Here is a 23,770-nt window from a genome sequence, read left to right as displayed (position 1 = left end):
TAAGGGAAGCCTTATGGCACGACAAATCAGACGTTAAATCACGTTTTCTGGTGTCATTGCTGAAAATTTATACCGATATTGCTCTCACCAGCCTCGCGCAGGTCTGCCCTGAGCCCTTTTATCAGTTCAATATCACGTTCTTCGCAGTCGGCTAAAAGTCGGAATATTTCCCACTGAATATCCCATTCCTGTTCAACGGCAGGGTTCGTTTTGAGCTCCTCATCGGTCATTTCCCGACCAGCCTGAGTCATTTCCAACATCGCCACCGTAGTAATGGAAGTCTTACTAACCTCAATAGCGTGTTCCAGCGTTTCGCCGCTAAGACGAGAATGCATTAATTCGCTTAATGCGACGCAGGCATCAATCGCTGGGTAAACGCCGTACAGATCATAGTCGTCAGCTGCCGGAATTGCCTCTTCAAACTTCTCCAGTTGGCTATCGAAATTGACCTTTGCATCTTTCACCGTCAGGGTTTCCCAGATCAGATCCAGAATGCGACGGTAGATCTGTCCGTCGCCGAATTCCGTCTGCTTGCAAAACATGGCGTAGTTCGGGTACATGCGCTCGCACAAGCAGGCCATAAAGGTAACGTGCTGCCAGCTTTCCAGCCGCTCCAGACGCAAATGAATCGGGTTTTGTAACATGATGGAATCTCGAATCGGAAATTAGCGGCAGTTTACCTGAATCAGCGCTGAATTTCTTGCCAACGAACAAACGCCGGACGTCCGGAAGCGACGGCATCCGCCCAGCGCGTCGGCTCCGGCAGGCGATACCCTTTCATACAGCGCTGTACCCACGCCAGCGCGCTGTCAGTACTGACCCGGTGCCCTGTCGCGATAAACAGCGGATTACAGCGCGCCTTGCTGCGCCATACCCACGCCAGTTGCTCGCCTTTATCCATTAAGGGGCTAAGTGCGCCAGGTTCGGTGGAAAGTGGTTCAAATTTACCGCATAGCCGTTTTTTCGCCACGCCGATGGTCGGCACGTCCACCAACAGTCCAAAATGACTGGCGACGCCAAGCCGACGCGGATGCGAAATACCGTGACCGTCCACAAACAGCAAATCGGGCTTTTGCGAGAGCTGTTCCCACGCCGCCAGCAGAGCAGGATATTCACGAAAAGAGAGAAAGCCGGGGATATACGGCATGGTGGTGGCAATACGCGCCACCTTGTACTCGACCAGTTCAAGCGACGGATATTTCAGCAATACCATCGCCGCCCGCGTCACCTCGCCCCCCTGCTCAAAACCGACGTCCGCCCCGCCGATAAACGCTGGCGGATCTTTGTCCAGGCGATCTTCGCGGCAAACCGATGAAGCAAGTTCTATCTGTTGAGCGCGTAGCGACGCGAGATCCATACTAACTCCTTAGTTGTGATACTGCGCAGAAAGTCGGTGCACTGCCTCCACAAATGCGCCAGCATGTTCTGGCGGCACATCCTGATGGATGCCATGTCCAAGGTTAAAGACGTGCCCTTCTCCCTGACCGAAACCAGCAAGTATAGTCGCTACTTCGTCTTCGATCCGTGCCGGTGGCGCATACAGCATCGAGGGGTCCATATTGCCCTGCAGCGCCACTTTATGGCCAACGCGACGGCGCGCATCAGCGATATCTGTCGTCCAGTCGAGACCCAGCGCGTCGCAGCCGGTTTCCGCCATCGCCTCCAGCCACTGACCGCCACCTTTAGTGAACAGCGTTACCGGCACGCGGCGACCGTCGTTTTCACGCAGCAGGCCATCGACGATTTTATGCATGTAGTAGAGGGAGAACTGCTGGTAATCGCGGCCAGTCAGCACGCCGCCCCAGGTGTCGAAAATCATCACCGACTGCGCGCCCGCTTTGATTTGCGCGTTGAGGTACAGCGTGACGCTTTTCGCCAACTTATCCAGCAGCAGATGCAACGCCTGCGGGTCAGCGTACATCATCTTTTTAATCACCGTGAAGGCTTTGCTACTGCCGCCTTCCACCATGTAAGTTGCCAGCGTCCACGGGCTGCCGGAGAAGCCGATCAGCGGAACCTCGCCTTTTAGTTCACGGCGAATCGTACGCACCGCATTCATCACGTAGCCCAGTTCATCCTCCGGATCGGGAATGGGCAACTTATCGACATCGGCTTTGCAGGTGACAGGGGCCGTAAAGCGCGGGCCTTCCCCGGCTTCGAAGTACAGCCCCAGGCCCATCGCGTCCGGAACCGTCAGGATATCCGAGAAAAGGATCGCCGCATCAAGCGGATAACGGCGCAGCGGCTGTAAAGTGACCTCGCAGGCCAGTTCGGCATTTTTGCACAGCGACATAAAATCGCCCGCCTGAGCGCGAGTGGCTTTGTACTCCGGTAGATAACGGCCCGCCTGGCGCATCATCCACACTGGCGTAACATCAACGGGCTGGCGCAGCAGCGCACGTAGATAACGATCGTTTTTGAGTTCGGTCATTTTTACATTCCTTTAGCGTTGATGCGCCCAGTGTAACATGTCAATCATATTCAGCCCGACACATTGCCACCGTATCTTCGATCAAACGGCGCGCGACGGTGCCCGGTGGCGGTAGTAGCGGCAGATCGTCATAACGGTACCAATTTGCTTCCAACAGTTCTTTCGGGTCGATGACAATCTCGCCGCTGTCATACTCCGCCATAAAAGCGGTCATCAACGACTGCGGGAAAGGCCACGGCTGGGAAGTCACATAGCGCAGATTTTTCACCTTAATCCCGCTCTCCTCCATTACCTCTCGCGCGACCGCCTGTTCTAAGGTTTCGCCGACTTCAACAAACCCGGCCAGCACGGTATGCACGCCGTTGCGGTGGCGAACGTGCTGGGCAAGGAGGATCGAATCCTCACGGCGGATCGCGACGATAATGCAAGGGGCGATTTGCGGGTAGTAACGCTCGCGGCAATGGCTGCACAGCATCGCCCATTCGGTTTTACTCGGGTGCATAGGGTGCCCGCAATAGCCGCAAAATTTATGCGAACGATAAAACTCCGCCAACTGTACGCCACGTCCCGCCAGTTGAAACAGCCCTGCATCCTGATCGATAACCTGGCGAACCGAGCCCATATCATGGCGTCGATGCTGTAACACCAGCCAGACGGGCTCGCCTTGCCATTCACCTATCCGGAGTGCGCGCTGCCCCACAAGATCGAAATTTGCCGCCAGCCCGTGTGGTAATTCCCCATACGGCAACCATAATTTTTGTTCATGGCTGACGATCCACCAGCCACTCTCTAATTTTTCAATTATACGATCCATAGCTCTTGCACTACCTTTGCTTCACTGGCATGTTGTTAACATTATTTTTACATTCATGGCGAGCAGCCTTTATCTAACTTGCGGAGACAATCATGCTAAACCAGCTGGAAAACCTGACGGAGCGCGTTGGCGGAAGCAACAAACTGGTCGATCGCTGGCTGGATGTACGTAAGCACCTGCTCGTGGCTTACTACAATCTGGTTGGCATTAAGCCTGGCAAAGAATCGTACATGCGGCTGAATGAAAAAGCGCTGGATGATTTTTGTCAGAGCCTGGTCGATTACCTTTCCGCCGGGCACTTCAGTATTTATGAACGTATTCTCCATAAATTGGAAGGAAACGGTCAGCTTTTACATGCGGCAAAAATCTGGCCGCTGCTGGAAGATAATACGCAGCGCATTATGGATTATTACGACACCAGCCTGGAAACTGCCATCGATCACGATAATTGTCTCGAATTTCAACAAGCTCTGTCAGATATCGGCGAAGCGCTGGAAGCCCGCTTTGTGCTGGAAGACAAGCTGATTATGCTGGTGTTTGACGCGATGCACGACGGCGCCAGAGTCAAACGTCCCGCTTGAGTTCTGCGCGAGTAACGGGTAGTTTACTTCAGCCCCCTCTTCGGAGGGGCGGTTATCTTGTCGGAGTGCTAATTTTCCACAAAAGCGTTCGTGATGCGTCAAGGCGGCAAGTCGGTGAATCTCCAGGAGCTTACATAAGTAAGTGACTGGAGTGAGCGGACGAAGCCAACGAAGAGGCAGCGCGAAGGATGAAGTGGAAAAGGCTGAGACCGTTAATTCGGGATCCGCGGAACCTGATCAGGTTAATACCTGCGAAGGGAACAAGAGTAATTCTGCTTTATGCTGCTGCCTTTACGGGCGGCGCACATCCATTACTCCATCCGTCGTCTGACAAGCCACGTCCTTAATTTTTTGGAATGAGCTATGTCTACAACAACGTTAACCCGCCGCGAGCAGCGCGCTAAAGCCCAGCATTTTATCGATACGCTGGAAGGCACCGCGTTTCCCAACTCGAAACGCATCTACGTGACCGGTTCGCAGCATGATATTCGCGTACCGATGCGCGAAATTCAACTTAGCCCCACGCTCATCGGCGGCAGTAAAGACAACCCGCAGTTTGAAGAGAACGAAGCCGTACCGGTATACGACACCTCCGGCCCCTATGGCGATCCTGAGGTGGCGATTAACGTCCAGCAGGGTCTGGCGAAACTGCGCCAGCCATGGATTGACGCACGTAACGATAGCGAAGAATTAGACGACCGTAGCTCGGCTTATACCAGAGAACGTCTGGCCGACGATGGCCTGGACGATCTGCGCTTTACCGGCCTGCTGACGCCAAAACGCGCTAAAGCGGGCAAGCGCGTCACCCAGTTACACTACGCCCGCAAGGGGATCGTCACTCCCGAAATGGAGTTCATCGCCATCCGTGAAAATATGGGCCGTGAGCGCATTCGCAGTGAAGTGCTGCGCCACCAGCATCCGGGCATGAACTTTGGCGCGCGCCTACCGGAAAACATTACGCCGGAATTCGTGCGTGATGAAGTCGCCGCGGGCCGCGCGATTATCCCTGCCAACATCAACCACCCGGAATCGGAGCCGATGATTATCGGCCGCAACTTCCTGGTCAAAGTGAATGCCAACATCGGTAACTCGGCGGTCACCTCCTCCATCGAAGAAGAGGTGGAGAAGCTGGTGTGGTCAACGCGCTGGGGCGCAGACACGGTGATGGATCTCTCCACCGGCCGCTATATCCACGAAACCCGCGAATGGATCCTGCGTAACAGCCCGGTACCGATCGGCACCGTCCCGATCTACCAAGCGCTGGAGAAGGTCAACGGGATCGCCGAAGATCTTACCTGGGAAGCGTTCCGCGACACGCTGCTGGAGCAGGCCGAACAGGGCGTCGACTACTTCACCATTCACGCGGGCGTGCTGTTGCGCTACGTGCCGATGACCGCCAAACGCCTGACCGGTATTGTCTCGCGCGGCGGTTCGATCATGGCGAAGTGGTGCCTCTCGCATCACAAAGAGAACTTCCTGTTCGAACATTTCCGCGAAATTTGTGAAATCTGCGCCGCCTACGACGTTTCCCTGTCGTTGGGCGACGGCCTGCGCCCCGGCTCCATTCAGGACGCCAACGACGAAGCGCAGTTCTCCGAGCTGCATACGCTGGGCGAATTGACCAAAATCGCCTGGGAATACGACGTGCAGGTGATGATTGAAGGCCCGGGCCACGTGCCGATGCATATGATTCAGCGCAACATGACCGAAGAGTTGGAGAGCTGCCACGAAGCGCCGTTCTACACCTTAGGGCCGTTGACCACCGATATCGCGCCGGGCTATGACCACTTTACCTCCGGCATTGGCGCGGCGATGATCGGCTGGTTTGGCTGCGCGATGCTGTGTTACGTGACGCCGAAAGAACACCTCGGCCTGCCGAACAAAGAAGATGTGAAGCAGGGGCTGATCACCTACAAAATCGCCGCCCACGCCGCTGACTTAGCGAAAGGCCATCCGGGCGCACAGATCCGCGATAACGCCATGTCGAAAGCGCGCTTTGAATTCCGCTGGGAAGACCAGTTTAACCTCGCGCTCGACCCTTTCACCGCCCGCGCTTATCACGATGAAACCCTACCGCAGGAGTCCGGTAAGGTCGCTCACTTCTGTTCCATGTGCGGGCCGAAGTTCTGCTCGATGAAAATCAGCCAGGAAGTCCGCGACTACGCCGCTGCACAAACTATTGAAATCGGCATGGCGGATATGTCAGAGGACTTCCGCGCCAAAGGCGGCGAAATTTATCTCAAGCGGGAGGAAGCCTGATGTATCAGCCTGATTTCCCGACCGTGCCGTTCCGCCTCGGGCTTTACCCGGTGGTGGACAGCGTTGCATGGATTGAACGCCTGCTGGAGGCGGGCGTACGCACCATCCAGCTGCGTATCAAAGATAAACGCGATGAAGAGGTGGAAGCGGATGTTATCGCTGCCATCGCGCTGGGGCGTCGTTATGACGCCCGGCTGTTTATCAACGATTACTGGCGGCTGGCAATTAAGCATCGCGCTTACGGCGTGCATCTGGGCCAGGAAGACCTTGAAACCACCGACCTGAAGGCCATTCAGGCGGCGGGGTTACGTCTCGGCGTATCGACCCACGATGATATGGAGATAGACGTCGCGCTCGCCGCTAAGCCTTCTTATATCGCACTCGGACACGTCTTCCCCACGCAAACCAAGCAGATGCCTTCTGCCCCGCAGGGGCTGGCGCAGTTGGCGCGGCATATTGACCGGCTGGCGGATTATCCCACCGTGGCGATTGGCGGCATCAGTGTGGAACGCGCTCCGGCGGTACTGGCGACCGGCGTCGGCAGCATTGCCGTGGTCAGCGCTATTACTCAGGCCGCCGACTGGCGCGCCGCTACCGCGCAGTTACTGGATATTGCGGGAGTTGGCGATGAATGACCGTGACTTTATGCGCTACAGCCGGCAAATCCTGCTCGGCGATATCGCGATTGAAGGCCAGCAAAAGTTGCTCAATAGCCATGTATTGATTGTCGGCTTAGGCGGATTGGGTTCGCCTGCCGCGCTGTATCTGGCGGGAGCAGGCATCGGCACACTGACGCTGGTAGACGATGACGATATTCATCTGAGCAATTTACAGCGCCAGATTCTATTTACCACCGATGATATCGCGCGTTCAAAATCTCAGGTTGCCCAGCAGCGCCTGACACAGCTCAACCCGGATATCGAACTGGTATCACTCCAGCAGCGACTAAAAGGCGAGGCACTGCGGCATGCGGTAGCACACGCCGACGTAGTGCTCGACTGTACCGATAACATGGCGACGCGCCAGGAGATTAACACCGCCTGCGTGGAGCTCAACACTCCGTTAATTTCCGCCAGCGCCGTCGGCTTTGGCGGCCAGCTAATGGTCCTCACGCCACCGTGGGAACAAGGCTGTTACCGCTGCCTGTGGCCGGACGATGTCGAGCCTGAACGCAACTGCCGTACCGCCGGTATCGTCGGACCGGTTGTTGGCGTCATGGGCGCCTTGCAGGCACTGGAGGCAATCAAATTACTCAGCGGTATTGAGACGCCCAGCGGCGAGCTACGCCTGTTTGACGGTAAAACCAGCCAGTGGCGCAGCCTGGCGCTGCGTCGTGCCAGCGGCTGTCCGGTATGCGGAGGGCGACATGCAAATTCAATTCAATGACGAGCCGATGCAGTGCGCCGAAGGGCAAACCGTCAGCGGGCTGCTTATCCAGCTCAACCAGCTCAAACCGGGCGTGGCGCTAGCGCTCAATCAGCAGATCCTGCCGCGCGAGCAGTGGCAGCAGCAAATCGTGCAGGAAGGCGACCAGATCCTGCTTTTTCAGGTTATTGCAGGGGGTTGATATGTTACGTATTGCCGACAAAACGTTTGATTCACATCTGTTCACCGGTACCGGGAAGTTTGCCTCATCGCAACTGATGGTCGAGGCAATTCGCGCCTCCGGCAGCCAGTTGGTGACACTGGCGATGAAGCGCGTGGATTTACGTCAGCACAACGACGCTATCCTGGCGCCGCTGATTGAAGCGGGCGTCACGCTGCTGCCCAATACCTCCGGGGCGAAAACCGCCGAAGAGGCAATCTTCGCCGCCCAACTGGCGCGCGAAGCGCTGGGAACCCACTGGCTGAAATTAGAAATCCACCCGGACGCCCGCTGGCTATTGCCGGATCCGATCGAAACGCTAAAAGCCGCCGAGGCGCTGGTGAAGCAGGGTTTTGTGGTGCTGCCCTACTGCGGCGCGGATCCGGTGTTGTGCAAGCGGCTGGAAGAGGTCGGCTGCGCGGCGGTGATGCCGCTCGGCGCGCCTATCGGTTCGAATCAGGGGCTGGAAACCAAAGCGATGCTGGAGATTATTATCCAGCAGTCCACCGTACCGGTGGTGGTTGATGCGGGCATTGGCGTGCCCAGCCATGCCGCTCAAGCGCTGGAAATGGGCGCTGATGCCGTGCTGGTCAACACGGCGATTGCCGTGGCGGACGATCCGGTGATGATGGCAACCGCTTTCCGTCTGGCGGTGGAAGCCGGATTACTGGCGCGTCAGGCGGTGCCGGGTAATCGTAGCACCTACGCCAACGCCACCAGCCCGCTCACCGGATTTCTGGAGGCGTTAGCATGAAAACCTTCACCGACCGTTGGCGGCAACTGGAGTGGGACGATATTCGCCTGCGCATCAATGGTAAAACCGCCGCTGACGTGGAACGTGCGCTGAACGCCGCGCATCTTAGCCGGGATGATTTGATGGCACTGCTCTCCCCCGCCGCCGCCGATTATCTGGAACCGATAGCGCAGCGGGCGCAAAGGCTGACCCGACAACGCTTTGGCAACACCGTCAGTTTCTACGTGCCGCTTTATCTCTCAAACCTCTGTGCCAACGACTGTACCTACTGCGGTTTTTCGATGAGCAACCGCATTAAGCGTAAAACGCTGGATGAGGTGGATATTCAAAGGGAGTGCGATGCTATCCGTAAACTGGGCTTTGAGCATCTGCTGTTAGTCACCGGCGAACATCAGGCCAAAGTCGGCATGGACTATTTTCGCCGTCATTTACCCACCATCCGCCGTCAATTTTCCTCTTTACAGATGGAAGTCCAGCCCTTGTCGCAAGAAAACTATGCGGAGCTCAAAACACTGGGGATCGATGGCGTGATGGTTTATCAGGAGACTTATCATGAGGCAATCTATGCACAGCATCACCTGAAGGGAAAGAAACAGGACTTTTTCTGGCGGCTGGAAACGCCGGATCGGTTAGGCCGGGCAGGTATCGACAAAATCGGTCTTGGCGCGCTAATTGGTCTGTCGGACAACTGGCGGGTGGATTGCTATATGGTGGCGGAGCATCTGTTGTGGATGCAGAAACACTACTGGCAGAGTCGCTATTCTGTTTCCTTCCCGCGTCTGCGTCCGTGTACTGGCGGTGTGGAACCCGCATCTGTGATGGATGAAAAGCAACTGGTGCAAACGATTTGCGCTTTCCGGTTATTGGCGCCGGAAATTGAATTATCACTCTCCACCCGCGAATCGCCGTGGTTTCGAGACCATGTGATTCCTCTGGCAATCAACAACGTCAGCGCCTTCTCAAAAACGCAGCCCGGCGGCTACGCTGACGATCATCCGGAACTGGAGCAGTTTTCTCCCCACGATGCCCGTCGGCCTGAAACAGTAGCAAGCGCGTTAAGCGCGCAAGGATTGCAGCCCGTCTGGAAAGACTGGGACAGTTGGCTGGGGCGCGCTTCGCAAACGCGGTGAACCCGTATGTAAACGCATTAGTATTTCACGAACGAGTACGTAATGCGAAAAACGGGAGATTGTTATCGACCTCCCGTTTTTTTATTTTGTCATCGTCAGCAATGGAAGCTGACTAGGGCAAATTATCCCTTCCTCATTTTTGCCCAGCCTTCTCCCCTTCATCAGTAACTGACGACCGGGGGCTGGCCACTGGATTATCGAAATAGCGGTGAACTTGAAGTTTTCGGGCAGCGTTCCTGACTGTAATTTCGCTGGCGACCCCTCTTCCAACCGTGTCTGCTGATCGTTTTTGTCCATAAAATGATGCCCCAGAACAACGGAATCAGGGGCGAACCCATCAGGGAAAAATGTGTTGCGGCCGGACGCCGATGGTAACGTTACTTGATGGAAAACGCATCTGGGCTGAGAAAAAGTTAAGCCAGATGTAATCTGACAGATATCTGTATAAATAACCGGTAACTGTCAGATCAGGTCTGAGATAATACATATCATTTTACCTATACGCACTACATCCTCGGACATCTGGGATTGATGTATTGTCCGATTATAAAGTCGTCTGTGTGTTTTTTTCGGCCTAAAGACCTTAATGGAATTAAATACTCCATTTAATAATTTAAAATATCCCGTGTAAACAATCAATAAAACAGGTTTATCATTTAATGTATGAACAGCAGGCATTTTATAATGGCGAGCCAACAGACTTTAATAACTTAGATTTATGGGATAAATTTAAAGTCACATTTGGACTCAATGTTACAGAAAAAATCAAACCCAATGGTAAAAAATTTCAATTTTGAGTATTGTGGATTCTCTACTTTTATTACGCAGGTTGATGGCGTTGGCGGGATTTTAGCAAAGTGGCTCTCAAACAAACATAATGTGATTGTCCCAACGCCTTATACATTCGGTCAAGACCCCATTCCTGGCGTCAATCTTTATCGTAATACAAAAGCAAAATTTGTTATGGCTAACGGCGGTAATAGTCTTCCCTGTGCGATGGCAAAATATAATGCAAAAACTGGACAATTTATTCATATAACCAGTGACAATGAGTTTTCACAAATAATGCGAGAAACAAGAGTCATGAAAAAATAATTCATTTATTCATTAAATTTATAATTACAGATAAAATCAAGAGCCAGCATGGCATTGAAAAATAAAATACGGCTTTTTTATCCGCGCTGGTTTTGACTTGATGAAGAATAACGGTGGCGACAATAATAATAAGACAATAAATAAATATAAGTAATGATTTATGGTGAAGTATATATAACGATAGAAACAATAAAAAAGCGGACAGAACGTTTGAAATGGTTATCTTTTTTGTAAATACCAAAAGACTAAACATTAAATAGATTAATGAAATAATCGCTGGCATTTTCTTTCCTTGTAGGCAAGCGACCCGGGATTCGGTATCCAGCATGAAGCTGGTGGAGGGATAAATACCCCTCCACCATTTAACGATTACTCGTTATCAGAACCGCCCAGACCTGCGTTCAGCAGTTCTGCCAGGCTTGCAGATGCATCTTCCGCAGTGACCTGCGGTGTTGCTGGCTGCTCGCCCGCGGCGCGACGGCGCATACGATCCTGGTGGTACGCATAACCGGTACCGGCCGGAATCAGACGACCCACGATAACGTTCTCTTTCAGGCCGCGCAGTTCGTCGCGTTTACCCGCAACGGCTGCTTCGGTCAGGACACGCGTGGTCTCCTGGAACGATGCGGCAGAGATGAACGATTCGGTTGCCAGAGACGCTTTGGTAATACCCAGCAGATCGCGGGAGAAGGTAGCCCCCACTTTGCCGTTCGCTTCCAGCTCGCGGTTAGCGATCTTGACGCGAGAGTATTCAACCTGTTCGCCTTCCAGGAAGTCGGAACTACCGGCGCTTTCGATGGTCGCTTTACGCAGCATCTGACGAACGATAACTTCGATGTGTTTATCGTTAATCTTAACGCCCTGCAGACGGTATACATCCTGAACTTCGTTAACAATGTAACGCGTCACAGCATGAACACCACGCAGACGCAGAATGTCGTGCGGCGCTTCCGGACCATCGGAAATCACATCACCACGTTCTACACGTTCCCCTTCGAACACGTTGAGCTGACGCCATTTCGGAATCATCTCTTCGTACGGGTCACTACCATCAACCGGCGTGATCACCAGACGACGTTTGCCTTTGGTTTCTTTACCGAAGGAAACGATACCTGCGATTTCAGCAAGGATTGCCGGTTCTTTCGGACGACGCGCTTCGAACAGGTCGGCAACGCGCGGCAGACCACCGGTGATATCCTTGGTACCGCCGGATTCCTGCGGAATACGCGCCAGGGTGTCACCAGAACTGATCTGTACGCCATCTTCCAGCTGTACAATCGCTTTACCCGGCAGGAAGTACTGCGCAGGCATATCGGTACCCGGGATCAGAACGTCATTACCCTGAGCATCAACGATTTTCAGCGCCGGACGCAGATCTTTACCACCGGTAGTACGTTCAGCCGAATCCAGAACCACCAGCGAAGACAAACCGGTCAGTTCGTCGGTCTGACGCGTAATGGTCTGACCGTCGATCATGTCAGTGAAGCGGATGAAACCACTCACTTCGGTGATAACCGGCATGGTGTGCGGGTCCCAGTTTGCCACGGTTTCGCCGCCGGCAACCTGCTCGCCATCACCTTTCGCCATGACAGCGCCATAAGGCACTTTATAGCTCTCTTTGGTACGACCGAATTCGTCGATCAGCTTCAGTTCGGTGTTACGGGAAGTGATAACCAGTTTACCGCTGGAGTTCACAACCGACTTCACGTTGCTGAGCTTGATGCTACCTTTGTTCTTAACCTGGATGCTGGATTCAGCAGCCGCACGCGATGCCGCACCACCGATGTGGAACGTACGCATCGTCAGCTGTGTACCCGGTTCACCGATGGACTGTGCCGCGATAACGCCGATAGCTTCACCTTTGTTGATGATGTGGCCACGCGCCAGGTCACGACCATAGCAGTGCGCACATACACCAAAGTCGGTGTCGCAGGATACAACGGAACGCACTTTAACGGCGTCAACGGAGTTTGCTTCCAGCAGGTCACACCACTGTTCGTGCAGCAGCGTGTTGCGTGGAACCAGAATGTCCGCGGTACCCGGTTTCAGCACATCTTCCGCCGTCACACGACCCAGAACGCGGTCACGCAGCGGCTCTTTCACGTCGCCACCCTCGATAACCGGGGTCATCAGGATACCTTCGTGCGTACCACAGTCATCTTCGGTCACCACCAGATCCTGCGCGACGTCAACCAGACGACGGGTCAGATAACCGGAGTTCGCGGTTTTCAGTGCGGTATCCGCCAGACCTTTACGCGCACCGTGCGTGGAGATGAAGTACTGGAGTACGTTCAGACCTTCACGGAAGTTCGCGGTGATTGGCGTTTCGATGATGGAGCCATCCGGCTTCGCCATCAGACCACGCATACCTGCCAGCTGACGAATCTGTGCCGCAGAACCACGCGCACCGGAGTCGGCCATCATATAGATGCTGTTGAAGGAGACCTGCTGCTCTTCCTGGCCGTCACGGTTAATCACGGTTTCGGTTTGCAGGTTATCCATCATCGCTTTGGATACACGATCGTTCGCCGCAGCCCAGATATCGATAACTTTGTTATAGCGTTCGCCAGCGGTTACCAGACCAGACTGGAACTGCTCCTGGATCTCAGCAACTTCAGCTTCCGCCTCAGAGATGATCTCGTGTTTTTTCTCCGGGATGACCATGTCATCAATACCAACGGACGCACCTGAACGCGCTGCATAAGCAAAGCCGGTGTACATCGTCTGGTCCGCAAAAATAACGGTCGGTTTCAGGCCCAGAATACGGTAGCAAGTGTTCAGCATTTTGGAGATCGCTTTCTTGCCCAGCGCCTGGTTGACGATGGAGAAAGGCAGACCTTTCGGTACGATCATCCACAGAATGGCGCGACCAACGGTCGTGTCTTTCAGGCTGGTGTGCGCAACGAATTCGCCGTTTTCATCTTTTTCATATTCAGTGATACGCACTTTAACGCGCGCATGCAGAGAGGCCAGACCTGCGCGATAGATACGCTCAGCTTCTTTCGGGCCAGTCAGCACCATGCCTTCGCCTTTGGCGTTAACACAGTCACGGGTCATGTAGTACAGACCCAGTACCACGTCCTGAGACGGAACGATGATAGGTTCGCCGTTCGCCGGAGACAGGATGTTGTTGGTAGACATCATCAGCGCACGCGCTTCAAGCTGGGCTTCCAGCGTCAGCGGTACGTGAACAGCCATCTGGTCACCATCGAAGTCGGCGTTATAGGCCGCACACACCAGCGGGTGCAGCTGGATAGCTTTACCTTCGATCAGTACCGGTTCAAATGCCTGGATACCCAGACGGTGCAGAGTCGGCGCACGGTTCAGCAGTACCGGGTGTTCGCGGATAACTTCGTCCAGGATATCCCAAACGACAGCTTCTTCACGCTCAACCATTTTCTTCGCGGCTTTGATGGTGGTGGCAAGGCCACGCAGTTCCAGCTTGCCGTAGATGAACGGTTTGAACAGCTCCAGCGCCATTTTCTTCGGCAGACCGCACTGGTGCAGACGCAGGTATGGACCTACGGTGATAACAGAACGACCGGAGTAGTCAACACGCTTACCGAGCAGGTTCTGACGGAAACGACCTTGTTTACCTTTGATCATGTCGGCCAAAGATTTCAGAGGACGCTTGTTAGAACCGGTGATCGCACGACCGCGACGACCGTTATCCAGCAGGGCGTCAACCGCTTCCTGCAGCATACGTTTTTCGTTACGTACGATGATGTCCGGCGCAGCCAGATCCAGCAGACGCTTCAGACGGTTGTTACGGTTGATCACGCGACGATACAGATCGTTCAGGTCAGAAGTCGCGAAACGACCACCATCCAGCGGAACCAGCGGACGCAGATCTGGCGGCAGAACCGGCAGAACGGTCAGGATCATCCACTCTGGCTTGTTACCAGACTGTACGAAGGCTTCCAGCAGTTTGATACGCTTGGTCAGCTTTTTACGCTTGGTTTCGGAGTTGGTTTCGTTCAGCTCTTCGCGCAGAGTTTCACACTCTTGCTCCAGATCCATGCTCTTCAGCAGGGCCTGGATAGCTTCCGCACCCATCTTCGCGTCGAATTCGTCACCGAACTCTTCCAGCGCGTCCAGATACTGCTCTTCAGTCAGGATCTGTTGACGTTCCAGGTTGGTCATACCGCCTTCGATAACCACATAAGATTCGAAGTACAGTACGCGTTCGATATCGCGCAGCGGCATATCGAGCAGCAGACCGATACGGGACGGCAGCGATTTCAGGAACCAGATGTGAGCAGTCGGGGACGCCAGCTCGATGTGGCCCATACGCTCACGGCGTACTTTGGTCTGGGTCACTTCAACGCCGCACTTCTCACAAATAACACCACGGTGTTTCAGGCGCTTGTACTTACCGCACAGGCACTCGTAGTCTTTTACCGGCCCAAAGATACGGGCGCAGAAAAGGCCGTCACGCTCAGGTTTGAACGTACGGTAGTTGATGGTTTCCGGCTTTTTAACTTCACCGAAAGACCATGAACGGATCATGTCTGGCGAAGCCAGAGCAATTTTGATCGCATCAAACTCTTCGGTTTTAGTCTGCGCTTTCAGAAACTTTAATAAATCTTTCACGGATTTGCTCCCGTCGGAGTTAGCACAATCTGGTGTCGGGTTTTACCCCGACACCAGTGACCTGTTTGAGCGAGAATTACTCGTCTTCCAGTTCGATGTTGATGCCCAGCGAGCGGATCTCTTTCAACAGAACGTTGAAGGATTCCGGCATACCCGGTTCCATCTGATGGTTGCCGTCCACGATGTTCTTATACATCTTGGTACGACCGTTCACGTCATCAGACTTAACGGTGAGCATTTCCTGCAGGGTGTAGGCGGCGCCGTAAGCTTCCAGCGCCCACACTTCCATCTCCCCGAAGCGCTGACCACCGAACTGCGCCTTACCACCCAGCGGCTGCTGAGTAACCAGGCTGTAAGAACCGGTAGAACGCGCATGCATCTTGTCATCAACCAGGTGGTTCAGTTTTAGCATGTACATGTAACCGACGGTTACCGGACGTTCGAACTGTTCACCCGTACGGCCATCGAACAGGGTGATCTGACCGGAGGTCGGCAGGTCGCCCAGTTTCAGCAGCTCTTTGATTTCCGCTTCTTTCGCACCGTCAAACACTGGTGTGGCAATCGGCATACCTTTACGCAGGTTTTCTGCCAGACGCAGCACTTCATCATCGCTGAAGGTGCTCAGGTCGACTTTCTGACGAACGTCGGCGCCCAGATCGTAGGCACGCTGGATGAATTCGCGCAGTTTCGCGACTTCCTGCTGCTGTTTCAGCATGGCGTTAATCTTGTCGCCAATACCTTTCGCAGCCATACCCAGGTGGGTTTCCAGAATCTGACCGATGTTCATACGAGACGGTACGCCCAGCGGGTTCAGTACGATGTCGACCGGCGTGCCGTTTTCATCGTAAGGCATGTCTTCGATCGGGTTGATCTTAGAGATAACACCCTTGTTACCGTGACGACCTGCCATCTTATCACCCGGCTGGATACGGCGTTTAACGGCCAGATAGACCTTCACGATCTTCAGCACGCCCGGCGCCAGATCGTCGCCCTGGGTGATTTTACGGCGCTTCGCTTCAAGTTTTTTCTCGAACTCGTGTTTCAGTTCGTCATACTGCTCAGCCAGTTGTTCCAGCTGATTTTGTTTCTCTTCGTCGGTCAGACCGAGTTCCAGCCAGCGGTCGCGCGGCAGTTTGTCGAGCTTCTCAGCTTCAACGCCGCCGGACACCAGCACCGCACGGATACGGCTAAACAGGCCCGCTTCGAGGATCTGCAGTTCTTCAGACAGGTCTTTTTTCGCCTGCTTGAGCTGCATCTCTTCGATTTCCAGAGCACGTTTGTCTTTTTCTACGCCATCGCGAGTAAAGACCTGAACGTCGATAACCGTACCGGAGACACCGTTAGGTACGCGCAGAGAAGAGTCTTTAACGTCAGACGCTTTCTCACCGAAGATCGCACGCAGCAGTTTCTCTTCCGGCGTCAGCTGGGTTTCACCTTTCGGCGTCACCTTACCGACCAGAATGTCACCGCCGGTCACTTCCGCGCCGATGTAAACGATACCGGATTCATCCAGTTTGGAGAGCGCAGCTTCACCCACGTTCGGGATATCAGCGGTGATCTCTTCCGGCCCCAGCTTGGTGTCACGGGACACGCACGCCAGTTCCTGAATGTGGATGGTGGTGAAACGGTCTTCCTGGACAACACGCTCGGATACGAGGATGGAGTCTTCGAAGTTGTAGCCGTTCCACGGCATGAACGCCACGCGCATGTTCTGACCGAGCGCCAGTTCACCGAGGTCGGTGGACGGACCGTCTGCCAGCACGTCGCCGCGTTCAACCGGCTCGCCCAGAGACACACATGGCATCTGGTTGATACAGGTGTTCTGGTTAGAGCGGGTGTATTTGGTCAGGTTATAGATGTCGATACCCGCTTCGCCCGGGTACATCTCGTCTTCGTTAACTTTGATAACGATACGGGATGCATCCACGTACTGAACAGTACCGCCACGTTTAGCTACTGCAGTAACACCGGAGTCGACGGCGACAGCACGTTCCATACCGGTACCCACCAGCGGCTTATCAGCACGCAGAGTCGGAACCGCCTGACGTTGCATGTTCGCACCCATCAATGCACGGTTGGCGTCATCGTGTTCCAGGAACGGGATCAGGGACGCACCGACGGAGACCACCTGCTGGGTGGATACGTCCATGTAGTCAACCTGGTCGCGGCTGAACAAGCTGGATTCGCCTTTGCTACGGCAGGTCACCAGATCTTCTACAAAGTGGCCTTCGTCATCCAGGTTGGAGTTCGCCTGAGCGATAACGTAGTTGCCTTCTTCGATAGCAGACAGGTAATGAATTTCGTCAGTGACCACGCCATCAACCACACGACGGTACGGCGTCTCAAGGAAGCCATATTCGTTAGTCTGTGCGTACACGGACAGGGAGTTGATCAGACCGATGTTCGGACCTTCCGGCGTTTCGATAGGACATACGCGACCGTAGTGCGTCGGGTGTACGTCTCGAACTTCGAAGCCTGCGCGTTCGCGGGTCAGACCGCCTGGGCCGAGTGCGGAGATACGACGTTTGTGCGTAATCTCAGACAGCGGGTTGTTCTGGTCCATAAACTGAGACAGCTGGCTGGAACCAAAGAACTCTTTCACTGCGGCGGAAATCGGCTTGGCGTTGATCATATCCTGAGGCATCAGGGTATCCAGATCGCCCAGAGACAGACGCTCTTTCACCGCACGCTCTACACGCACCAGGCCAACGCGGAACTGGTTTTCCGCCATTTCGCCGACGGAACGGATACGACGGTTGCCGAGGTGGTCGATATCATCCACTTCGCCTTTACCGTTACGGATATCGATGAGCTTCTTCATGACATCAATGATGTCGTCTTTGCTCAGGATACCGGAACCTTCGATTTCGTCGCGCAGCAGAGAACGGTTGAACTTCATACGACCCACCGCAGACAGGTCATAGCGGTCTTCGGAGAAGAACAGGTTCTCGAACAGGCTTTCAGCCGCTTCGCGAGTCGGCGGCTCACCAGGGCGCATCATGCGGTAGATTTCTACCAGCGCGCTCAGACGATCGTTAGTTGGGTCGACGCGTACCGTTTCAGAAATGTACGGGCCGTGGTCCAGATCGTTGGTAAACAGCGTTTCGATACGCTTGTGGCCGGACTGGCTCAGCTTAGCCAGCAGATCCAGGCTCAGCTCCATGTTCGCCGCGCAGATCAGCTCGCCAGTGGATTCGTCAACGTAGTCTTTAGAGACGACTTTACCTGCGATGTACTCAACCGGAACTTCGATATGCTTGATATCGTCTTTTTCCAGCTGACGGATATGACGCGCGGTAATGCGACGGCCTTTTTCAACGTACACCTTGCCGTTAGCTTCGATATCGAACGACGCAGTTTCGCCGCGCAGACGTTCTGGAATCAGCTCCATCTGCAGCTTGTTGTCGCGAATTTCGAAGACGACTTTCTCAAAGAACAGGTCAAGGATCTGCTCAGTGGTGTAGTTCAGCGCACGCAGGATGATGGTCGCAGGCAGTTTACGGCGACGGTCGATACGCACGAACAGGTTGTCCTTCGGATCGAATTCGAAGTCCAGCCAGGAACCACGGTAAGGAATGATGCGCGCGTTATACAGCACTTTACCCGAAGAGTGGGTTTTACCTTTGTCGGAGTCAAAGAAGACGCCCGGACTACGGTGCAGCTGAGAAACGATAACACGCTCAGTACCGTTGATAACAAAGGTACCGTTGTCGGTCATGAGCGGAATTTCGCCCATGTAGACTTCTTGTTCTTTAATGTCTTTAACGGTGCCTTCCGGCGCTTCGCGCTCGTAGATCACCAGACGCAGTTTTACGCGCAGCGGTGCGGAATAGGTCACGCCACGGATCTGACATTCCTGAACGTCAAACACCGGTTCGCCAAGGCGGTAGCTGACGTACTGCAGCTCGGAATTACCGCTGTAGCTCTGAATCGGGAACACGGAACGGAAGGCTGCTTCCAGGCCGTACTGCCCTTCAGGATCTTGCTCGATAAACTTCTGAAACGAGTCAAGCTGGATAGAAAGGAGATAAGGTACATCCAGAACTTGTGGACGTTTACCAAAATCCTTACGAATACGTTTTTTCTCGGTATAGGAGTAAACCATAGGGTTCCTCAGCTCGCTGACAAGTCGACCCATCTGTCCTGCGGGGGACAGTTTGTGCAACACTATTTTGTTGACCGGAAAATGGATACTTTCCGCAATGCCTGTTGCTATCACGCTTAAACCATTTCATTGCGATTTACACAGAACGTACGCTCTGTCGCAGTATATTAAGTCGTCGATAGAAACAAGCATTGAAAGGCACAGCAGTAGTCAAACAGTGTGAAACGCTACTGGCGCCTTACAGCGCAAAAAGGCTGGTGACTAAAAAGTCACCAGCCATCAGCCTGATTTCTCAGGCTGCAACCGGAAGGGTTGGCTTATTTAACTTCAACTTCAGCGCCAGCTTCTTCCAGAGATTTTTTCAGTGCTTCAGCGTCATCTTTGCTCACGCCTTCTTTCAGAGCGGCCGGAGCAGATTCTACCAGGTCTTTAGCTTCTTTCAGACCCAGGCCAGTTGCGCCACGTACTGCTTTGATAACAGCAACTTTGTTAGCGCCAGCAGCTTTCAGAATTACGTCGAATTCAGTTTTTTCTTCAGCAGCTTCAGCCGGGCCAGCAGCTACAGCTACAGCAGCAGCAGCGGAAACACCGAATTTTTCTTCCATTGCAGAAATCAGTTCTACAACGTCCATTACGGACATAGCGGATACTGCTTCAATGATTTGATCTTTAGTGATAGACATTTAAATTGTTCCTGAATATCAGAATAAGTTTATACGTAAGCAAATGCTTGATAAAGACAACTGCGATTACGCAGCTTCTTTTGCATCGCGTACAGCAGCCAGTGTGCGAACCAGTTTGCCAGCCGAAGCTTCTTTCATGGTTGCCATCAGGCGTGCAATTGCTTCTTCGTAGGTCGGCAGAGTTGCCAGGCGGTCGATCTGAGACGCCGGGATCAGCTCACCTTCAAAGGCTGCAGCTTTGACCTCAAATTTTGCATTCGCTTTCGCGAACTCTTTGAACAGACGAGCAGCAGCGCCCGGGTGTTCCATAGAGTATGCAATCAGGGTCGGACCAACAAACGTGTCTTTCAGGCACTCGAACTGAGTACCTTCAACGACGCGGCGCAGCAGGGTGTTACGAACAACACGCATGTATACGCCAGCTTCACGACCTGCTTTACGCAGTTCAGTCATTTTATCTACAGTTACGCCACGGGAATCCGCAACTACTGCAGACAGCGCGCCTTTGGCTACTTCGCTGACTTCAGCAACAATCGCTTGTTTGTCTTGAAGATTTAAAGCCATTAGCTTTGCTCCTGGATGTTTGCCGGAACTCATGTTCCGGAACTCACTTCACTCATCTCAACGAGAAGAGCGTCTTAATACGGTGAGCAGAAACAAGCCAGAGTATCAAAAATAATCTTAGCGTTCTGTCACCGTCTACGCAGGGGATTAAGCCTCTTGCGAGACGCCTGCGGTCTTCGACGGAGGCCTGGATAGGCCAGGCTCCAACGAACAAATTCTTTCTATGACTTCGTCCTTTGAACCGCAGCTGTGTTAGCTGCGCTCGTTCACACCAGTCACATAGTTAACTATGCTCCTGGCGATTCACTCACTTGCTGCCTTGCTGCAATTCAAATGACTCGCATAGTGCTCTGTTATATTTCAACAGAATCGTGGGGGTAAGATTGTAGACAAAATCACCGCCCACGTAAAGACTAATCTTAGTTCGCAGATGCGCTCAGACCAGCCTGATCAACGGCAACGCCAGCACCCATGGTGGTGGAGATGCTAACTTTCTTGATGTACACGCCTTTCGCCTGGCTCGGTTTTGCTTTTTTCAGCGCAACCAGCAGAGCTTCCAGGTTTTCTTTCAGTTTGTCAGCGTCAAAGTCCACTTTACCGATGGTGGTGTGGATGATGCCGTTTTTGTCGTTACGGTAACGAACCTGACCTGCTTTAGCGTTCTTAACCGCTTCAGCAACGTTAGGGGTTACGGTACCGACTTTCGGGTTTGGCATCAGGCCGCGCGGACCCAGAACCTGGCCCAGCTGGCCAACAACGCGCATTGCATCCGGGGATGCGATAACAACGTCGAAGTTCATTTCGCCTTTCTTGATCTGGTCAGCCAGATCTTCCATACCTACCAGCTCAGCGCCAGCAGCTTTAGCTGCTTCAGCGTTCGGGCCCTGGGTAAATACGGCAACGCGAACAGAACGGCCAGTACCGTGCGGCAGTACAGTCGCGCCACGAACGTTCTGGTCAGATTTACGAGCATCGATGCCGAGGTTAACGGCAACGTCAACGCTTTCGTTGAATTTAGCAGTGGCCAGCTCTTTCAGCAGGGCAATAGCTTCGTTGATGTCGTACTGTTTGGTCGCATCAACTTTTTCACGGATCACGCGCATACGCTTGGTCAGTTTAGCCATTTCTTAGTCCTCCACTACCAGGCCCATGGAACGTGCAGTACCTTCGATGGAGCGAGTCATCGCTTCAATGTCGGCACCGGTCATGTCGGCAGCTTTGGTCTGCGCGATTTCCTGCAGCTGAGCGCGGGAAATTTTACCTACTTTGTCTTTGTTCGGCTTGCCGGAACCAGACTTGATACCAGCCGCTTTTTTCAGCAGAACAGCTGCCGGAGGCGTTTTGGTAACGAAGGTGAAAGAACGGTCAGCGTAAACGGTAATAACAACCGGAATCGGCAGACCTTTTTCGATGGAATCCGTTTTTGCGTTGAACGCTTTGCAGAATTCCATGATGTTCACACCCTGCTGACCCAGTGCTGGACCAACCGGCGGACTCGGGTTCGCCATACCAGCTGCAACCTGCAGCTTGACGTAGGCTTGTACTTTCTTAGCCATTCTAAATTCCTCGAATTGGGTAGTATCGCTTCAAAGAAGCTCCCCGTGATAAATATCGCTTTATGGGCATAAGGCCCATAAAAACAAAAGGCGCGAAATTGTATGTCAATTTCGCGCCCTATGCAACGATTAGATCGCTGCTTTTTTGATCGCAGCCTTACGCTTTCTCAACCTGGCTGAAGTCCAGCTCTACCGGGGTCGCACGACCGAAGATAGAAACAGACACTTTCAGGCGAGACTTCTCATAATCAACTTCTTCGACAACGCCGTTAAAGTCTGCGAACGGACCGTCGTTAACACGAACCATTTCACCCGGTTCAAACAGAGTTTTCGGCCGCGGCTTATCGCCAACCTGCTGCAGGCGGTTCATGATCGCATCGACTTCTTTGTCGCTGATCGGCGCCGGACGGTCAGACGTACCGCCGATAAAGCCCATCACACGCGGCACGCTGCGCACCAGGTGCCAGCTTGCGTCGTTCATGACCATCTGGACCAGAACGTAACCCGGGAAGAATTTGCGTTCGCTTTTGCGACGCTGGCCGCCACGGATCTCAACGACTTCTTCAGTCGGCACCATGACTTCGCCAAACAGCTCTTCCATATTGTGTAATTTGATATGCTCGCGCAGCGATGTGGCTACGCGGCCTTCAAAACCGGAAAACGCCTGAACGACGTACCAGCGCTTTTTAGGTGCTTCAGACATCTCAGAACCTCAGGCCAGTGATAAAGGATACCAGGCGAACCAGAATACCATCCAGTCCCCACAGGATCAGTGACATAACTGCGGTAACCGCAGCGACGATCAGCGTGGTGTGCAGCGTTTCCTGGCGAGTCGGCCAAATGACCTTACGGACTTCGGTTCTCGCTTCACGGGCAAAAGCAACGGTTGCTTTACCTTTTGTCGTCAACAGCGCGACACCACCCGCTGCAGCAATCAGAATTACTACGGCCAGCGCACGCAGCGGCAGCATCATGTCGCGATAGAGGTAGTTGCCGACGATTGCGACGATCAGCAATATGGCAACAACTATCCACTTCATCGCTTCCAGGCCGCGCCCGCTCCCTTGAGCTTCGGTATTCGCACTCATAAACCAACCTGTCAGAAGTATTCTACAAACATTTTCACCCCGCAATCGCGAGGCAATCCAAATCGAAACGCTTATTCGCCTTTCGGATTATACGCCCTCTACAGAGCCTGTCTCAGCAATGATTATGACAAATAAAATCACTGATGAGCCAGGTTCTGGTGTGAAAGCGTGCAAAAAGGGCATCAAATGATGCCCTTTTATTGCGCATTGCGTCAAATGTTATCAGCGATTAGCCGAGAACTTTAGCAACAACGCCCGCGCCAACGGTACGGCCGCCTTCACGGATTGCGAAACGCAGACCGTCGTCCATCGCGATCGGGTGGATCAGGGTAACAACCATTTTGATGTTGTCGCCCGGCATTACCATCTCTACGCCTTCCGGCAATTCGATGGTGCCAGTCACGTCAGTAGTACGGAAGTAGAACTGCGGACGGTAGCCTTTGAAGAACGGAGTGTGACGGCCGCCTTCATCTTTGGACAGAATGTACACTTCAGATTCGAACTTGGTGTGCGGCTTGATGGTGCCCGGCTT

21 protein-coding genes, 3 pseudogenes and 1 riboswitch are annotated in these 23,770 nt (G+C 53.6%); of the genes and pseudogenes, 9 read left to right on the top strand and 15 right to left on the bottom strand.

The window, feature by feature from the left end:
• Nucleotides 1–53: 53 nt before the first annotated feature.
• The 4 genes from ACLJRS_RS23125 to nudC are packed head-to-tail and all read right to left on the bottom strand — an operon-like array spanning nt 54 to nt 3,245.
• Nucleotides 54–644: a YjaG family protein gene (locus ACLJRS_RS23125; RefSeq protein ID WP_000940092.1), complete on the bottom strand. Its 591-nt coding sequence runs from the start codon at nt 642–644 to the stop codon at nt 54–56.
• A 41-nt stretch (nt 645–685) separates the two neighbouring features.
• Nucleotides 686–1,357: a deoxyribonuclease V gene (gene nfi, locus ACLJRS_RS23120; RefSeq protein ID WP_000362363.1), complete on the bottom strand. Its 672-nt coding sequence runs from the start codon at nt 1,355–1,357 to the stop codon at nt 686–688.
• Nucleotides 1,358–1,366: 9 nt separating this feature from the next.
• Nucleotides 1,367–2,431, bottom strand: coding sequence for a uroporphyrinogen decarboxylase (gene hemE / locus ACLJRS_RS23115; protein ID WP_000137628.1), 1,065 nt, complete (start codon nt 2,429–2,431; stop codon nt 1,367–1,369).
• 40 nt (nt 2,432–2,471) lie between these two features.
• Nucleotides 2,472–3,245, bottom strand: a complete 774-nt coding sequence (gene nudC / locus ACLJRS_RS23110; RefSeq protein ID WP_000373958.1) for an NAD(+) diphosphatase — start codon at nt 3,243–3,245, stop codon at nt 2,472–2,474.
• 92 nt (nt 3,246–3,337) lie between these two features.
• On the opposite strand from nudC, the gene rsd reads away from it, so the two are divergent.
• The 7 genes from rsd (at nt 3,338) to thiH (ending at nt 9,554) form a co-directional block, all read left to right on the top strand.
• Nucleotides 3,338–3,826, top strand: coding sequence for a sigma D regulator (gene rsd / locus ACLJRS_RS23105; RefSeq protein WP_000934315.1), 489 nt, complete (start codon nt 3,338–3,340; stop codon nt 3,824–3,826).
• Between the two features lie 52 nt (nt 3,827–3,878).
• A riboswitch (TPP riboswitch) is annotated at nt 3,879–4,103 on the top strand.
• A gap of 86 nt (nt 4,104–4,189) precedes the next feature.
• Nucleotides 4,190–6,085: a phosphomethylpyrimidine synthase ThiC gene (gene thiC / locus ACLJRS_RS23100; protein WP_000108413.1), complete on the top strand. Its 1,896-nt coding sequence runs from the start codon at nt 4,190–4,192 to the stop codon at nt 6,083–6,085.
• Entirely contained in the window at nt 6,085–6,720 is a 636-nt protein-coding gene (thiE, locus tag ACLJRS_RS23095; protein ID WP_000284634.1) for a thiamine phosphate synthase, read from the top strand. Before thiC ends, thiE begins: the two co-directional genes overlap by 1 nt.
• Nucleotides 6,713–7,471 carry a thiazole biosynthesis adenylyltransferase ThiF gene (gene thiF, locus ACLJRS_RS23090; protein WP_000999777.1) on the top strand — a complete coding sequence of 253 codons (759 nt, stop codon included), beginning with the start codon at nt 6,713–6,715 and terminating at the stop codon, nt 7,469–7,471. Before thiE ends, thiF begins: the two co-directional genes overlap by 8 nt.
• Nucleotides 7,452–7,652, top strand: a complete 201-nt coding sequence (gene thiS, locus ACLJRS_RS23085; protein WP_001166841.1) for a sulfur carrier protein ThiS — start codon at nt 7,452–7,454, stop codon at nt 7,650–7,652. Before thiF ends, thiS begins: the two co-directional genes overlap by 20 nt.
• Nucleotide 7,653: 1 nt before the next feature.
• Nucleotides 7,654–8,424, top strand: a complete 771-nt coding sequence (gene thiG, locus ACLJRS_RS23080) for a thiazole synthase (RefSeq protein WP_000944071.1) — start codon at nt 7,654–7,656, stop codon at nt 8,422–8,424.
• On the top strand, nt 8,421–9,554 hold the full coding sequence (gene thiH / locus ACLJRS_RS23075; protein WP_000847565.1) for a 2-iminoacetate synthase ThiH: 1,134 nt from the start codon (nt 8,421–8,423) through the stop codon (nt 9,552–9,554). The genes thiG and thiH overlap by 4 nt, the downstream gene beginning before the upstream one ends.
• A gap of 153 nt (nt 9,555–9,707) precedes the next feature.
• On the opposite strand, the pseudogene ACLJRS_RS23070 reads toward thiH, so the two are convergent.
• A pseudogene (locus tag ACLJRS_RS23070) lies at nt 9,708–9,892 on the bottom strand (hypothetical protein); the annotation flags it as partial.
• Here ACLJRS_RS23070 and ACLJRS_RS23065 point away from each other — a divergent pair.
• A pseudogene (locus ACLJRS_RS23065) lies at nt 9,875–9,982 on the top strand (IS481 family transposase); the annotation flags it as partial. The pseudogenes ACLJRS_RS23070 and ACLJRS_RS23065 overlap by 18 nt on opposite strands.
• 322 nt (nt 9,983–10,304) lie before the next feature.
• The gene (locus tag ACLJRS_RS23060) at nt 10,305–10,649 is read left to right on the top strand and encodes a hypothetical protein (protein ID WP_031606797.1); all 345 of its coding nucleotides are present in this window, start codon (nt 10,305–10,307) and stop codon (nt 10,647–10,649) included.
• A 1-nt stretch (nt 10,650) separates the two neighbouring features.
• Here ACLJRS_RS23060 and ACLJRS_RS23055 read toward each other — a convergent pair whose 3' ends face one another.
• From ACLJRS_RS23055 to tuf, 10 genes and pseudogenes are all read right to left on the bottom strand, one after another.
• Nucleotides 10,651–10,977 (bottom strand): hypothetical protein, encoded by a 327-nt coding sequence (locus ACLJRS_RS23055; RefSeq protein ID WP_015675457.1) that lies wholly within the window; start codon nt 10,975–10,977, stop codon nt 10,651–10,653.
• A gap of 41 nt (nt 10,978–11,018) precedes the next feature.
• Complete coding sequence (gene rpoC, locus ACLJRS_RS23050) at nt 11,019–15,242, bottom strand: DNA-directed RNA polymerase subunit beta' (protein ID WP_000653965.1); 4,224 nt, start codon at nt 15,240–15,242, stop codon at nt 11,019–11,021.
• A gap of 76 nt (nt 15,243–15,318) precedes the next feature.
• Entirely contained in the window at nt 15,319–19,347 is a 4,029-nt protein-coding gene (gene rpoB / locus ACLJRS_RS23045) for a DNA-directed RNA polymerase subunit beta (RefSeq protein ID WP_000263105.1), read from the bottom strand.
• Nucleotides 19,348–19,664: 317 nt separating this feature from the next.
• Entirely contained in the window at nt 19,665–20,030 is a 366-nt protein-coding gene (rplL, locus tag ACLJRS_RS23040) for a 50S ribosomal protein L7/L12 (RefSeq protein WP_000028882.1), read from the bottom strand.
• 66 nt (nt 20,031–20,096) lie between these two features.
• Nucleotides 20,097–20,594 carry a 50S ribosomal protein L10 gene (gene rplJ, locus ACLJRS_RS23035; RefSeq protein ID WP_001207203.1) on the bottom strand — a complete coding sequence of 166 codons (498 nt, stop codon included), beginning with the start codon at nt 20,592–20,594 and terminating at the stop codon, nt 20,097–20,099.
• Nucleotides 20,595–21,013: 419 nt separating this feature from the next.
• Nucleotides 21,014–21,718, bottom strand: coding sequence for a 50S ribosomal protein L1 (gene rplA, locus ACLJRS_RS23030; protein WP_001096676.1), 705 nt, complete (start codon nt 21,716–21,718; stop codon nt 21,014–21,016).
• Nucleotides 21,719–21,721: 3 nt separating this feature from the next.
• Nucleotides 21,722–22,150, bottom strand: coding sequence for a 50S ribosomal protein L11 (rplK, locus tag ACLJRS_RS23025; RefSeq protein ID WP_001085926.1), 429 nt, complete (start codon nt 22,148–22,150; stop codon nt 21,722–21,724).
• A gap of 157 nt (nt 22,151–22,307) precedes the next feature.
• Nucleotides 22,308–22,853 carry a transcription termination/antitermination protein NusG gene (gene nusG / locus ACLJRS_RS23020; RefSeq protein WP_001287521.1) on the bottom strand — a complete coding sequence of 182 codons (546 nt, stop codon included), beginning with the start codon at nt 22,851–22,853 and terminating at the stop codon, nt 22,308–22,310.
• Between the two features lies 1 nt (nt 22,854).
• Nucleotides 22,855–23,238, bottom strand: coding sequence for a preprotein translocase subunit SecE (gene secE, locus ACLJRS_RS23015; RefSeq protein WP_001275691.1), 384 nt, complete (start codon nt 23,236–23,238; stop codon nt 22,855–22,857).
• A gap of 229 nt (nt 23,239–23,467) precedes the next feature.
• A pseudogene (gene tuf, locus ACLJRS_RS23010) lies at nt 23,468–23,770 on the bottom strand (elongation factor Tu); the annotation flags it as partial.

This window comes from Salmonella sp. SAL00670 (genome assembly GCF_046552235.1).
GTDB lineage: Bacteria > Pseudomonadota > Gammaproteobacteria > Enterobacterales > Enterobacteriaceae > Salmonella > Salmonella enterica.
The sequence above is the reverse complement of the archived record's forward strand: the minus strand, read 5'-3'. Positions and strand labels throughout refer to the sequence as shown.

Coding starts and splice junctions, on each gene's coding strand:
- ACLJRS_RS23125 (WP_000940092.1), bottom strand. CDS start 644: ATGTTACAAAACCCGATTCATTTGCGTCTGGAGCGGCTGGAAAGCTGG.
- nfi (WP_000362363.1), bottom strand. CDS start 1,357: ATGGATCTCGCGTCGCTACGCGCTCAACAGATAGAACTTGCTTCATCG.
- hemE (WP_000137628.1), bottom strand. CDS start 2,431: ATGACCGAACTCAAAAACGATCGTTATCTACGTGCGCTGCTGCGCCAG.
- nudC (WP_000373958.1), bottom strand. CDS start 3,245: ATGGATCGTATAATTGAAAAATTAGAGAGTGGCTGGTGGATCGTCAGC.
- rsd (WP_000934315.1), top strand. CDS start 3,338: ATGCTAAACCAGCTGGAAAACCTGACGGAGCGCGTTGGCGGAAGCAAC.
- thiC (WP_000108413.1), top strand. CDS start 4,190: ATGTCTACAACAACGTTAACCCGCCGCGAGCAGCGCGCTAAAGCCCAG.
- thiE (WP_000284634.1), top strand. CDS start 6,085: ATGTATCAGCCTGATTTCCCGACCGTGCCGTTCCGCCTCGGGCTTTAC.
- thiF (WP_000999777.1), top strand. CDS start 6,713: ATGAATGACCGTGACTTTATGCGCTACAGCCGGCAAATCCTGCTCGGC.
- thiS (WP_001166841.1), top strand. CDS start 7,452: ATGCAAATTCAATTCAATGACGAGCCGATGCAGTGCGCCGAAGGGCAA.
- thiG (WP_000944071.1), top strand. CDS start 7,654: ATGTTACGTATTGCCGACAAAACGTTTGATTCACATCTGTTCACCGGT.
- thiH (WP_000847565.1), top strand. CDS start 8,421: ATGAAAACCTTCACCGACCGTTGGCGGCAACTGGAGTGGGACGATATT.
- ACLJRS_RS23060 (WP_031606797.1), top strand. CDS start 10,305: ATGTTACAGAAAAAATCAAACCCAATGGTAAAAAATTTCAATTTTGAG.
- ACLJRS_RS23055 (WP_015675457.1), bottom strand. CDS start 10,977: ATGCTGGATACCGAATCCCGGGTCGCTTGCCTACAAGGAAAGAAAATG.
- rpoB (WP_000263105.1), bottom strand. CDS start 19,347: ATGGTTTACTCCTATACCGAGAAAAAACGTATTCGTAAGGATTTTGGT.
- rplL (WP_000028882.1), bottom strand. CDS start 20,030: ATGTCTATCACTAAAGATCAAATCATTGAAGCAGTATCCGCTATGTCC.
- rplJ (WP_001207203.1), bottom strand. CDS start 20,594: ATGGCTTTAAATCTTCAAGACAAACAAGCGATTGTTGCTGAAGTCAGC.
- rplA (WP_001096676.1), bottom strand. CDS start 21,718: ATGGCTAAACTGACCAAGCGTATGCGCGTGATCCGTGAAAAAGTTGAT.
- rplK (WP_001085926.1), bottom strand. CDS start 22,150: ATGGCTAAGAAAGTACAAGCCTACGTCAAGCTGCAGGTTGCAGCTGGT.
- nusG (WP_001287521.1), bottom strand. CDS start 22,853: ATGTCTGAAGCACCTAAAAAGCGCTGGTACGTCGTTCAGGCGTTTTCC.
- secE (WP_001275691.1), bottom strand. CDS start 23,238: ATGAGTGCGAATACCGAAGCTCAAGGGAGCGGGCGCGGCCTGGAAGCG.